General features: G+C 42.8%; 12 protein-coding genes. 9 read left to right on the top strand and 3 right to left on the bottom strand.

The features are described 5' to 3' along the window. Window positions 1-24: 24 nt before the first annotated feature. The gene (locus tag H8K33_RS00415) at window positions 25-861 is read right to left on the bottom strand and encodes a beta-keto acid cleavage family enzyme (protein WP_186889018.1); all 837 of its coding nucleotides are present in this window, start codon (window positions 859-861) and stop codon (window positions 25-27) included. Window positions 862-1129: 268 nt separating this feature from the next. Here H8K33_RS00415 and H8K33_RS00420 point away from each other — a divergent pair, with 268 nt between their 5' ends. Continuing rightward, window positions 1130-1906 (top strand): sulfite exporter TauE/SafE family protein, encoded by a 777-nt coding sequence (locus H8K33_RS00420; RefSeq protein WP_186889019.1) that lies wholly within the window; start codon window positions 1130-1132, stop codon window positions 1904-1906. Window positions 1907-2081: 175 nt separating this feature from the next. On the opposite strand, the gene H8K33_RS00425 is transcribed toward H8K33_RS00420, so the two are convergent. Beyond that, on the bottom strand, window positions 2082-5126 hold the full coding sequence (locus tag H8K33_RS00425) for a PKD domain-containing protein (protein WP_186889020.1): 3045 nt from the start codon (window positions 5124-5126) through the stop codon (window positions 2082-2084). Window positions 5127-5738: 612 nt separating this feature from the next. Between H8K33_RS00425 and H8K33_RS00430 the strand changes: the two genes are divergently transcribed. From H8K33_RS00430 to H8K33_RS00460, 7 genes are all read left to right on the top strand, one after another. Beyond that, entirely contained in the window at window positions 5739-6233 is a 495-nt protein-coding gene (locus H8K33_RS00430; RefSeq protein ID WP_186889021.1) for a GNAT family N-acetyltransferase, read from the top strand. A 61-nt stretch (window positions 6234-6294) separates the two neighbouring features. After that, complete coding sequence (locus tag H8K33_RS00435; RefSeq protein ID WP_186889022.1) at window positions 6295-6810, top strand: hypothetical protein; 516 nt, start codon at window positions 6295-6297, stop codon at window positions 6808-6810. 364 nt (window positions 6811-7174) lie between these two features. Next, complete coding sequence (locus H8K33_RS00440; protein ID WP_186889023.1) at window positions 7175-8155, top strand: NAD(P)-dependent alcohol dehydrogenase; 981 nt, start codon at window positions 7175-7177, stop codon at window positions 8153-8155. Between the two features lie 203 nt (window positions 8156-8358). Further along, entirely contained in the window at window positions 8359-9009 is a 651-nt protein-coding gene (locus tag H8K33_RS00445) for a nucleotidyltransferase family protein (RefSeq protein ID WP_246443197.1), read from the top strand. A gap of 362 nt (window positions 9010-9371) precedes the next feature. After that, window positions 9372-9896, top strand: a complete 525-nt coding sequence (locus tag H8K33_RS00450; RefSeq protein ID WP_186889024.1) for a hypothetical protein — start codon at window positions 9372-9374, stop codon at window positions 9894-9896. Between the two features lie 107 nt (window positions 9897-10003). Continuing rightward, window positions 10004-10399 (top strand): cupin domain-containing protein, encoded by a 396-nt coding sequence (locus tag H8K33_RS00455; RefSeq protein WP_186889025.1) that lies wholly within the window; start codon window positions 10004-10006, stop codon window positions 10397-10399. Between the two features lie 65 nt (window positions 10400-10464). After that, window positions 10465-10983, top strand: a complete 519-nt coding sequence (locus H8K33_RS00460; RefSeq protein ID WP_186889026.1) for a hypothetical protein — start codon at window positions 10465-10467, stop codon at window positions 10981-10983. A gap of 16 nt (window positions 10984-10999) precedes the next feature. Here the strand turns inward: H8K33_RS00460 and H8K33_RS00465 are convergent, their stop codons facing one another. Then, complete coding sequence (locus H8K33_RS00465; RefSeq protein WP_186889027.1) at window positions 11000-11263, bottom strand: DUF2249 domain-containing protein; 264 nt, start codon at window positions 11261-11263, stop codon at window positions 11000-11002. Between the two features lie 585 nt (window positions 11264-11848). On the opposite strand from H8K33_RS00465, the gene aqpZ reads away from it, so the two are divergent. Then, window positions 11849-12541: an aquaporin Z gene (aqpZ, locus tag H8K33_RS00470; protein WP_186889028.1), complete on the top strand. Its 693-nt coding sequence runs from the start codon at window positions 11849-11851 to the stop codon at window positions 12539-12541. Window positions 12542-12661: the final 120 nt, after the last annotated feature.

Raw genomic sequence — 12661 nt, forward strand, 5'->3', positions numbered from 1 at the left:
GATGTGTCGGGTCAATAAGATTAACTACCAAATTTGAAGGCCAAGACGTTGCCGTACTTCCAGCGCGGTAGCGATCGGGCGACCTAGTGAATTTGCTTGTGCAGTGATTCGATGAATGAGCATTGGATTTGTCGCTAACTTAGTGCGCTCTTGATCAAACCATAAGTTGTCTTCCAGTCCAACTCTTACGCCATCACCAAGTACGACTCCTAAGGCATTTGCGCGAGTCTGAAAGCGACCAATACCAGCAACCGCCCAAATTGATTCGTGCGGCAGTTCGTTGACCATCGTCGCAAGATGAAGCATTGTTGCTTGTGCTGTCGCTGGGTTTCCTAACAGGATATTGAAATAATATGGTGGTGCGATGAGTCCTTTATCGATCATAATTTTCGCAAAATTGATCATGCCAAGATCAAATACTTCTAGCTCTGGTCGAATTCCTTTGTTTTGCATGATTTCTGCTAGTCGCATTATGGTTGCAGGAGAATTGACACTCGCTTCGCTTGCAAAATTCATTGAGCCCAAGGTCAGACTAGCCATATCCGGTCGCAAATCATGTTCGAGATAAAGGCTTGATGCGCGTTGTTCGACGTCTGTTACCTTACGTCCGCTCGTTGTGGCAGTAATAATTATCTCGGAATTATTCTCACGGATTTTGGATACGATTTCTGCAAATAAGTTGGCATCGGTAGTTGGTAACCCATGTTCATCACGAGCATGCAGATGTACCATGGATACGCCCAACTTTGCACAAGTAATGGTTTCTTCTGCAATTTCTGTGCTGCTTATTGGTACATGTGGTGTTTGCGCTTTGGTTGGGATCATTCCCGTAGGAGCTAGATTAATAATTAATGGCTGCATTGTTTAGCTTCTATTTTTAATATAAAGGATGATACAAAATAATTGAGGCAAAAGAGCCGTCATCCTATCATTCTCTCGTGCATTTGATACTAGGGAACATGTAGAAACTATTGTTATGATTGATTCGCTGTCTTATTTCGGGAATTTCTTTGTATTGCGGAAACGGCGTTGATTATTTTGAAAATATGTTCGATGTCGTAATTTTTTCTTCAATTTAAGCAATTTGATTAATCCAGATTCCACGAGAAAAAATAGAATTGGAGATGGTATGGAGAGTTTTGTGGTGATTTTCTTAGTCGCATTTTTGTCATCAGCGCTAACTTTTTATTCGGGGTTTGGTCTTGGGACGCTGTTATTGCCGGCTTTTGCTTTATTTTTTCCAGTCGAACATGCGGTAGCTATGACCGCTATTGTGCATTTTCTTAATGGCTTATTCAAAGTTAAGCTAATTGGCAAACATGCCGATTGGAATATTGTAATTCGTTTCGGTACGCCTGCAATATTGGCCTCTTTCCTAGGAGCATATACTCTGATGCAGCTTGTAGATTTCGCTCCAATATATTCTTATTCCATGATGGATAAGTTATTTTCGATTACACCAATCAAACTTACGATAGGAATATTTTTGCTTATTTTTGTCTTGATTGAATTCATTCCAAGTTTGGCAGAACGTACATTTCCTCCTGAGTACATGCCTGTTGGTGGAATTTTGAGTGGATTTTTTGGCGGTTTGGCTGGAATGCAAGGTGCGCTTCGCACGGCTTTTTTATCTCGCGCTGGGCTGACAAAAGAAGTGTTTGTCGGCACAGGTGCGATGATCGCCTGTCTGATCGATCTGACGCGTCTGATTTTTTATGGGTCATCAAAAAATCTAACGGAATTTGGTGCGAATTATTTTATTTTGATTGTCGGCGTTTCAGGGGCATTCTTGGGAGCGGTATTCGGTAATCAATATTTAAAAAAGGTGTCTATGCTGGGTATTCAACGTGTTGTCGGCTTAGCGCTATTTGTTGTCGCAAGCGGACTGATTTCTGGCGTTTTATAATGGTGAATATCGGTTTTAAACTTCAACCTTCTAACTTCAGATGTCAGTGTAGAAGGTGCTGGGTGCGTCAAATTTCTTGGGTGATTAAAATGTGGGCACTTCATATTGTAATTCGTATAAAGTGCCCGTTTTCCTTGATCTTTGATATCTAGGGATAATCAGCGATAACTGAGAATTATGGTTTTGAGTACGTCAATGTATAGGCGCCGCCCCCTCCGTAGTTGACGACACGATAGCGATAGTAGCCACTTGTTCCAGCATAGTTAATGGTTTCTGCTGAAGTTGCTCCTTCACTGGCACTGACTTGTGCCCAAGAACTACCATTCCATTTGTCGAGATAGATATCAAAATCAGTATTCGCTGGGCCACTCAGGCAAGCTTTATGAGTCCCCGAAACGGTTGATTGATAGTAGCTTCCACCAGGTTGGATTTGACTTTGTCCACTCGCGCCGCTGAAGTTGCCTTGAATCGACGTACCGGAACATGCACTCGCTGTCACCGTGACAGATTTATTAATACTGTTCGTTGCTCCTTTATCATCGGTTGCTGTCAGTGTGACCGTGTAAGTCCCGGCAGTCGAATATGTCTTACTTGGATTTTGCAAAGTGCTAGTACTTGAATCACCGAAACTCCAGTTGCGTGATGTAATTGAACCGTCTACATCTGTGCTGCTATCGGTGAACGTGGCGGCTAAGCCTGAAGTGCTAACACTGAAATTTGCCACAGGTGCTTGGTTCGCAGCGTTGACAGTTACTGATTTGCTTATCGTGTTCGTTGCGTCACGATCATCGGTGACCGTAAGTGAGATATTGTAAGTTCCCGCTGCGGCGTAGGTATAGTTTGGATTCTTGATTGTACTCATGTTGCCGTCTCCAAAATTCCAAGCTTGTGACACGACAGTACCGTCGGGATCTGTACTTGAATTTGTAAATGCAACATTCAATAAATTGGATGCTGCACTAAAAGCTGCGACCGGCGGTATATTGTTTGAACCTGACAAATTAACTTTCCAAGCGCCTCGACCATAAGTTGCTGCAATCATCGCATGTGGGCTGGCGCTGATTTCGAGATCTTGCACAATCACACCAAGTGGTAATCCGGTGTTAAACGGAACAAAATTATCGCCGCCATCATTACTTTCATAGGCACCGATATCCGTGCCCACAAAAATGCGTTGTGTGTTAATGGGATCAATCGCTACCGTATGTGCAGGTACAGCTGGCAAGCCTGCACCGACTGCGGTCCATGTATTGCCACCGCTGGTAGAGCGATAGAGATGTGCACCACTAAAGTTTGATTTGGTAGCAAATACTTTCTGATTATTGTTTGGGTCAATTGCAATATCTGATATACGACCTGTGGGAAGATTACCAGTAACATTCGTTAAGCTGGCACTTGATGTACCAGCATTGCTACTGTAGAAAACCTTTCCTGCTTCTGTTCCTACATAAAGAATATAGCTTGAGCCAGACTGTTTTGGCGTAAGTACTGAGGCGGCTCCACCGAGTGCTCCTGTGAGCTTCGCCCAGCTAAAGCTCGTAGCGGCGGTTGTACCAACATAGACGGCATCTGAAGCAGTCCATACTTTGCTTCCTGCAGTTGCTAAAGGGGTAACCCATGGGAAATTTGTAGAGGAAGTGATTCCGGAATTGCTCAGGCTACTAAAACTGTTTGCCGCTCCACCAGTTGTTGATCTCACAATTGCAGGGTATCCATTTGGATAGCTTGTTTGTAGCACGATATTCGGATTAGATTGGTCAATTGCATTCATGAAACCATCACCACTGGCATAGGTTAATCCCCAGACTGTACTGGTTGTTCGTCCAGAGGATGAATTGTCTTGTGCGCCACCAAACATTTTATCGCCATTTGAAAAATCAACGGCAATATCGTAGAACTGCGTGACATTTAAGTTAGAATTCATGTTGATGTAGTTAGTACCACCATCGTCACTTCGCCAAACACCGCCATCAGTGCCGACCCAAAAACGATTTGGATTGTTTTTCGACCACACCAATACGTGAGTATCTTGATGCACTTTTTGACCAGTACCCCAAGTCGCTGTTAAGTAGTTTAGTGTCGAGCCACCGTTTGTAGAAACCGCAAAGCGAATGCTACCAATTAGAATTTTATTTGGATCGGTCGAGTGAACTGCGATCGCCTGATTGTAGGTACATTGTCCTTCGCATGCACTGGTGTTTACAGATGTCCAACTGACTCCACCGTTTGTAGTTTTAAATAGCTTACTGCCGTTGAGCGCGTAAAGAATTTGGGGGTTACTTGGCGCCATCGCGATGCGAACGCGACCAGTGGCGGCAGAAATTCCACTGCTTGCATTGGCCCAGGTTGCTCCTCCGTCTGTTGATTTGTAAACGCCAGTGCCTTGTACTGATGCATATGCTGTATTCGTTCCTGGTGCAAATACAATGTCTTCGACTTTTCCGGATAGTACCTTTACCCAGCTTACTCCCTCGTTGATACTACGGTAGACACCTCCATTTGCCAGTTGGCCAGAAGCGTCGCAGGCACCAAAACCGCCAGCAAGAATTTGATTACTATTCGTCGAAGATACCGCAACGCTATTGACTATGCTGAGAGGCATGATCGTGCCCCCGCTGCCATTTCTGTTACTCCAAGTTTGCCCTCCATCAGTACTGACAGATATACCTTGCCCTAGATATGCTCCAAGGCATCCTTGGTTTTTATCTCCAGTGCCAACCCAGACACGATTAAAGTTATTGGGATCTATCGTAATCGCACCGATAGGTAGAGTGCCCACTTGATCGAAAATTGGCGTCCAACTAGTACCCCCGTTTGTCGTTTTCCAGACTCCGCCAGCCGCTGCACCAAAGTAAACAGTATTATCGTCGCTTGGATGAGGAGTAATTGCATTATTACGACCAGAGACTTTTCCAAAAGTCCAACCAGTCATATTCATAGCTGAAGGTCCCATCTCAATCCAAGTTTCACCGGCGGCTGTGGCGATTGCACTTCGTTCCGAAGATCTTAATTTGAGTTGACCTACAGCTCGTTCGCGCATTGTTCTGGCATTGGTTTCTTTCGATAATCCGCGGATATCCGCTGCCCATTTTTGCCGTTGCTCAATTCGCCAACCTTCGTTTTTTTTGTCGTCTATAGCGCTTGAATTTGCCGCATTTGTTGTGGCTATAATGGCTGTTAACGTTAGTACCGCATACCTAAGATTTATTTTAGATTTCATATTGCCCCCATTTTTATTGAAAGAACTTATTTTTGACCGCTCAAGATTGCGAGCGGGATTTGATTCTAACAGTGGGGTTGTTTAAAAGAATATGTGAATATTTAATCTAAGTTATTCATATTGGCTGCCGAACATTTTTATATTTTTTTTTGATTTTAATTAATAAAAAATTGTATTTTTTGTGTTTTTTGGAATTTTTTATTCAAAAAAATTTAATTTAATGAATTTTATTTATTTGTATTTCTTGAGCGATGTTGCTTTTAAGTTGAACTTACAAAACATCTGTCGTCATCAACTAGGATGTGGAAAAACACTTGTGTAGCGAGTCATTATTTTTAGCGAAAACCATGCGTCGGTACATGCGATAAAGCATGGATGCTGGAAAGAGTAGCTGAGGTACTTTCGGTGTTCAAAATGTTGTTTGCATCGAATTGTACTGTGATTAGTGACTCATTTTTATGCGATGGTTTGTGAGGGCTTGATTACGCGAAACTTAAATGACGCATGCATCAAATAGTTGTCAGTTTGCTTGAGCACGTTGGGTAGACTTGGTCATTCAAAATTTGGTTAGATAATTTACTCATGATTGATGGCGAGAGGATGAAAGTTTTTATGACTGAAATTATTATTCGTGATGCTAGGGAAGCGGACTTTGCCCGCATTGTTGAACTTAACGCGATGGAAGTGCAACAAACAAGTTCAATGGATCGTCAGCGATTGATTGAACTCGCGCAGTTGGCGAGCTATCACAAAGTCGCTATTGTCAATGGACGGGTTGCCGCTTTTATCCTTGCAATGAAAGAAAATGTACCCTACCAGAACGATAATTACGCTTGGTTCGCGATGCGATTACGTGAATTTATTTACGTTGATCGCATCGTTGTCGATTCTGCGTTTTCTGGTCTCAAGATCGGTAGTCGGATTTACGCAGAACTGTTCGACTTCGCTCGTGTACATGGAATGAGTTACATTGCTTGTGAATACAATATCCAGCCGCCAAATCCCGCGTCTAAAAAATTTCACGATAAATTTGGTTTTCAAGAACTAGGTACGCAATGGCTTGCCAACGGTACGAAGGAAGTGTCTTTACAAGCGGCAAAGGTTTGAGTTCTTTACGGATGCTCCATAAAATTTTTTTGCGATTTTTTCGTTTTGACGGGGAAGTGATATGCGTATCGTGCAGATGGGTGCGGTTTTTTTATGGGTGACTTTCTCAAGTAATTTATTCGCACAAACGGAAAAAACTACAACTTCAACTATAACTTCAGCTTCTCTTACAGAAGCGCACACGATCATCGGCATGCAGTATTTTGTCGTTGGTACTTTAGCGAAAGAGTGTCATACCTACTTGGACAAACCAGATTCCTTTGTTAAAGAAACTCAAATTGCATGGCTAGGTCGCAATGCGAAATTCATAGATGCTTTGACCAAATATCAAGCCACGCTCTTTGCTGAAATTGAGTCTATCTATGGAAAAGAAAAATTAGAAGCGGAGAAGTTGCGTTATCGCGATGTCGTTGTTGCACAAGGATCTGCGATTGTTCAGCAATTCTTTGCGAGGGGCGATAAACTTGCGCAATGCCGTAAAGCAGCAGAAGGATTGGCATCAACTTACTTTGACATCACACCACAATTCCCACTTTATGCAGAGGCATTGAGTCTTGTTCAAGCGACCTCACGGTAACTTCTTTTTCAACCAGTATTGTTGAAGGTTTGAAACGCCATCAATGAACAAGCGCGATGTATTTCTTTAATTGAATTGCGTTTGTTTGCCACTGATCTGCAGGTTTGCAACTGGCGCTTACTCGCACATTTACCTAGCACTCATTTTTTAATCTGTGACATGACAATGGATGTGTCATTCAATTAACGCACATGTTCACTCTTCGTTTTCTTGATATCCGACTTTTGATTTTCAAATTGATTTCAGTTTGAAATATCAAAAACGAGATCTTATAGCGTATTATCTTTAAACATTTTTAATTTTGCATTTGTTTTTAAACTTTGTTTTGGATTGTCTATTGAATTCTTTTTGATTGGAACAACACATGAAAGCTGCGGTATGTGAAAAATATGGTGCGCCTGAAGTAGTTCAAATAAAAGAAATTGATCAGCCTAAACCAAAAGACGATGAAGTGCTTATTAAAGTATTGGCGAGCACAGTGACGTCTGGTGATTGGCGCGTGCGCAGCTTGACTGTGCCTGCAGGCTTTGGACTGATTATGCGTTTGGTGTTTGGAATTACAAAGCCTAGACAAGCCATCTTGGGATCAGAATTGGCTGGCGTCATTGAATCAATTGGCAGTGAGGTGACAGAATTTAAAGTAGGTGAGCACGTATTTGCTTTTAGTGACACTGCGATGGGCTGTCACGCAGAATACAAATGCATGCCTCAAAATGGATTGGTCATTGTAAAGCCCGCCAATTTAAGTGATGACGAGGCGGCCGCGCTCTCCTTCGGTGGGACTACCGCTTTAGATTTTTTAAGACGAGCTAAGCTCCAAGCTGGCGAAAAAATTCTTGTGAATGGTGCTTCTGGAAGTGTTGGTACAGCATTAGTGCAACTTGCTAAACACTTTAGTGTCAACGTGACTGCAGTTTGCAGTGGTGCGAATGCTGATTTACTGCGGTCGATTGGCGCAGATAGAGTGATCGATTACACCCAAGAAGATTTCACAAAAAATGGTGAGACTTATGATGTGATTATCGATACAGTTGGTACCGCTCCATATTCGCGTTGTAAAGAATCACTCGCTGACAGTGGCCGCCTGCTACTAGTGTTGGCAGGTTTATCTGACATGCTTGGCGCTTCGCTTGTTTCACTGTTTAGTCGCAAAAAAGTGATAGCGGGGCCTGTTGGTATTCGCGTCGAAGATTTACGTTTTCTAGCTGAGCTGGCTGCGGCGGGTAAGTTTAAACCAGTCATTGATAAACGTTTCGCATTTGAACAAATCGTTGAGGCATATCGCCATGTTGATTCTGGTCGCAAGCGAGGAAATTTGATTCTTACTTTTTCGCATAACGGGTGAGTACAGGCACTTGTTGCGGAAGCAAATTTTCAACCGAGTTTTCAATTGAGTTTTCAACTGAGTTTTCAACTGAGTTTTCAACTGAGTTTTCAACTGAGTTTTCAACTGAGTTTTCAACTGAGTTTTGCGAAGTGCTTTTATCTAAGATAATCGAGCATAATGAGCGTACTCCGCATAGTATTTTTTGTTGAACAAAGGCTCAATTGGATAACAATAAGAATGAGACCGCTGAAGCATCTGAAGCATCTGAAACACTATCCCTTGCGTCAAATCAGGCGGTGATTTTAGAAGAGCAGTTGATCACACTGGTGATGGAATCAAATCAACTAATGCGCGCTTTAGGCGCTGTCCGTTGCCTTGGTTTATCGTCGTGGTGTATAGGCGCTGGAGTGATCCGTAATCTGGTCTGGGATCATTTACATAGTTTTGAAGTTCAGACGCCAGCAGCAGATATCGATGTGGTGTTTTTTGATGGGACTGACCTGTCTGAAAAATCAGAGCGCATCTTGGAAAATAAGCTGTCGCTCATGGAACCAGGCTTCAAATGGGAACTTGTTAATCAAGCGTCAGTGCACCGCTGGCTGACACTGGAGTCGCGGATAGCGGTGCCACCATTTTTATCGCTGACAGAAGGCGTCGCCTCTTGGCCAGAAATTGCAACTTGTGTGGGTGTCAAGTTAACAGACGCGGGAAAGGTGGAAATCATCGCACCGCACGGCTTGTCTGATTTGTTTGAGATGATCGTACGATGGAATCCTAAATGCATATCCTACTCAGCATTTGCGGCGAGGGTGTTGCAAAAAAAATTTACTGAACGTTGGCCTCGTGTGAAGATTTTTATCGCTGAAAATTAAATGACGCATCACAGGTACGAGAATTTGTGAAAATATTAGCGCGTGCTTGAGCAACTGAAATCAGTGAAGAGGCGCGCGTAAGATCAGCCAATTTCAATTCATTGGCTTCAGGAATTTGATGATCCTGACGACGCTAAGATCTGTTTTTTGAAAGCGGCTATGTACAAGCACGATGATAGGGATCGCGGCAAGTGCCTAAGATGATCATCGAGAAGTATGTCATATAGCTAGTATTGCCTTTGACGCTAGGTTTGCAGCAAAATGATGATTATGAAATAATTGTCTATTTAAACTATAAAGTGCAAACGAAATGAATTTAATGTATTTTTGCTGAACTTTAATTTGATCGCCATTTTCCTGCCATGAAAAATCCTTCACTTGTGTTACTTAAAATCTTCCTCAGCGTGCCGATTGCATTTGGGCTGGCCTATCCATTTTTCTATCCTGAGGCAGCGGGTGGTATTCTCGACGAGTTTAAGGTATTTGGACCCATAGGAACGGTAATTGCGATCGCTGTATTTTTGATGCTGGTGTTTTTTTATGCGCGTGATTTGATGAGAACCCTTCAACTGGTTTCTCCGGAATCCAGAAAAGCACCGCCTAAAAGTGTGTGGTTGATGTTTCTTCTTCCTTATAATTTTATTGAAGATTTTTTTATTGTTGCGAACGTTGCCAATTCTTTGAAGGCAGAAGCTGTGGTGAATTCCGGCTTGGCGCATTTCAAGTCGTTTGGTATGGTGTCTGGCATTGGTTGGTGTATGGCGCAAGTCATCTCACTGATACCAAATCAGATTGGTGCAGCCGCAGGTGTTTTGGCGATGATTCTTTGGATTTGGCATTGGATATTTATACGCCGAGCTAATCGCGCTTTGGGTAGACATGCTTAAGGTTCTTAGAGCTTTGATGTGATTTTGGTTTCGAGTAGATAAGTTGGCCAATCTACTTATATCAACGTTGACGATAAATACATTTTGTTTTTCACAGGAACTTCCATATGAAACCAACTGCCTTGTCATCTACATTTGTGGTGATTGACTCTCAGCTGAAAGCGCATGGGGTTCCCGTTTCGCCTAGCATTTACTCCGATTTGGATGTGAATTTTCAGAATTTTAAGTCGTGTATTTTACTGGCTGAATATACGTTCGATGCGGATTGGCCTAGCTGGGAAATGCATCCGGCGGGCGACGAAATCTTGCTGTTGATTGCTGGCTCGGCAGAGATTCACTTGCAACAAAATGGTGAAATTATTACTGTGCAATTTGACGAAGTGGGATCGACTCTCACAGTTCCTCAAGCAACTTGGCATACCGCTAAAGTTAAGGAATCTTGTCGTATCGTTTTTATGACGCCAGGTGAAGGAAGCTTGCACGCTTTGCAGCCACCTCTTTGAATGAAGTTAGGCGCAGCGCTATAGATGCAAATCAATAATCTAGAAAATTCTATGAGACCTCAACAGTGAAGTCAGAACATCAACTCTTTTATTTTGCGAGAAGCCGAAAGCAGCAGGCAAAAGTAGCTGCGTTCAATATGATTTTTGCTCCTGTGATGTTCGGATTGTTTTTAACCATCGTGAGATCTAGCGATCGTTTTGATGAATTCTTAAATATCATAGGGATTATTTTTATCGTGACAGAGCTGGTGTTACTTTCGCTGATTGCCTGGTTGCTAAAAAATCCCACGGAGTTTTATATCAAGCTAAGTCGAACGGAATTTGCTTCTTATCATCCGATGTTCAAGGAGTGGACTTTTTCTGTTGATCCGTTTGACATCATTGAAATTAAACAGTCGACCGATCGAGACGCGATGATGAGTTCGATCCGGATACAAATGCAGGATGGGACTAGTCATGTGCTGAGCCCTAATTTTGCTTACGATAGAAAGAAACTCTATCAGAGCTTAGCAAGCCTGAATCCTGCAATTGTTTTTCCAAAACATGTTGGTTTGTTTAGCTCAACAAGCCTTAGTTCAAACTAACGTTCAAATAAACGCATTAAGCCGTCACCAGAAAATCAATCACAATCTCACCAGGCTCGCGTGAAATATACGCCATCTTGATTTTATCGCCGAAGTGATCACCAATTTGGTGCAGTAGCGGTATTGGGTCATGGTCATTGCAGAAACGCATCGTTTCACCAGGCATTAATGCTGATAAAGCGCCAAAGATGGCAGCATGCCGAAAGCGTTTTGCAACGCCGCGTGCGTCAAAAGCATAAGTTCCTGCATCCGTCATTGGGCGTGCGCAATCGTGTGACATAAGTATCCTCGTTTTCGTTGTGAGTGAATTGTGTTCGCTTGAAATTTGACTCTTGCATTAAGATGAAAATTGCGTGATTTCTATTTCGAAGCGAGCATGATGCGCTTAGCCTACGTGGAATTTATTTGATTAGCGAACAGAATCGACGCTGCTTTAAGCTTCCCTTGATGTGAGTCAGTTTTATGAATGGATAATTATTTGAAAAATATAGGGCTTACACAAAGTAGACGCTGGCATCGTTGGGTTCGTCCCGCCGCACCGTTGTACAGTCTTCGGCCGCCTGTCACCGATTTAAGTATGCGATGGCCGGCACTAGCCTGCACAATGTTGCGCAAGTCCAAAAAATAATAAAAGCGAACTTTTGTTAAATGGAGGCTGCGACACTTGACCTAAAGTTAATCTGGTTTCAAGATGTGCATGCTTAATTTTTTAATTAATTTATACACGGGTCGTATTAGATTCATACTGGATTCGTACTTGAGTTTTCAAAATCGCTAAACCATTTATCGATGTGCGGTGGCTTAGATTTCTTTGTAGTGCGAACTGGACGACGATCAATCTCAACATAAAATACGAGGAAGAATAATGAAACAATATGGTGCAGAATTTTTTGGTACGTTTTGGTTAGTCCTTGGTGGCTGCGGTAGTGCAGTGTTAGCCGCAGGGTTTCCAGGATTAGGGATTGGTTTTGTCGGCGTGTCGCTGGCTTTTGGTTTGACTGTATTAACCATGGCATATGCGATCGGGCATATTTCTGGATGTCATTTGAATCCTGCGGTGTCGATAGGTTTATGGGTTAGTGGTCGTTTTCCTGCAAACCAGTTACTACCCTATATCGCAGCGCAAGTCGTAGGCGGAATTGCGGCGGGTGCAGTTTTATATTTAATCGCGAGTGGTGCGCCGGGTTTTGATGTCAGCAAGGGCTTTGCATCAAACGGTTTTGCTGAACATTCACCTGGTGGCTATTCTATGATGGCTGCATTTCTCATTGAAGTTGTTTTGACGATGTTTTTCTTGATCGTGATTTTAGGTGCAACAGATCAACGTGCACCAGCTGGCTTCGCACCAATCGCCATTGGTTTGTGTTTGACTTTGATACACTTGATCAGTATTCCGGTAACGAACACCTCCGTTAATCCGGCGCGTAGTACCGCGGTTGCTGTGTTTGTGGGAGACTGGGCTGTCGCGCAATTATGGCTATTCTGGCTTGCACCGATTGTTGGTGCTGTATTGGGCGCAACGGTATATCGATTTATCGGTGCGAGTGAACAGAAGTAAAGCATGAAATTTCAACTGATCCGGTTTTGATCAAATTTAAATTCAAGCAAATTTAATTTTCAAAGACAGTCATGTTGATAAAAAAATCCACCAATAATTTTGGTGGATTTTTTCTTTGTG

The organism is Affinundibacterium amnicola (assembly GCF_014284275.1).
Lineage (GTDB): Bacteria > Pseudomonadota > Gammaproteobacteria > Burkholderiales > Burkholderiaceae_D > Undibacterium > Undibacterium amnicola.

Bases quoted from the DNA above. Each gene is read 5' to 3' on its own strand.
- H8K33_RS00415 (WP_186889018.1), bottom strand. From the start codon at position 861: ATGCAGCCATTAATTATTAATCTAGCTCCTACGGGAATGATCCCAACC.
- H8K33_RS00420 (WP_186889019.1), top strand. From the start codon at position 1,130: ATGGAGAGTTTTGTGGTGATTTTCTTAGTCGCATTTTTGTCATCAGCG.
- H8K33_RS00425 (WP_186889020.1), bottom strand. From the start codon at position 5,126: ATGAAATCTAAAATAAATCTTAGGTATGCGGTACTAACGTTAACAGCC.
- H8K33_RS00430 (WP_186889021.1), top strand. From the start codon at position 5,739: ATGACTGAAATTATTATTCGTGATGCTAGGGAAGCGGACTTTGCCCGC.
- H8K33_RS00435 (WP_186889022.1), top strand. From the start codon at position 6,295: ATGCGTATCGTGCAGATGGGTGCGGTTTTTTTATGGGTGACTTTCTCA.
- H8K33_RS00440 (WP_186889023.1), top strand. From the start codon at position 7,175: ATGAAAGCTGCGGTATGTGAAAAATATGGTGCGCCTGAAGTAGTTCAA.
- H8K33_RS00450 (WP_186889024.1), top strand. From the start codon at position 9,372: ATGAAAAATCCTTCACTTGTGTTACTTAAAATCTTCCTCAGCGTGCCG.
- H8K33_RS00455 (WP_186889025.1), top strand. From the start codon at position 10,004: ATGAAACCAACTGCCTTGTCATCTACATTTGTGGTGATTGACTCTCAG.
- H8K33_RS00465 (WP_186889027.1), bottom strand. From the start codon at position 11,263: ATGTCACACGATTGCGCACGCCCAATGACGGATGCAGGAACTTATGCT.
- aqpZ (WP_186889028.1), top strand. From the start codon at position 11,849: ATGAAACAATATGGTGCAGAATTTTTTGGTACGTTTTGGTTAGTCCTT.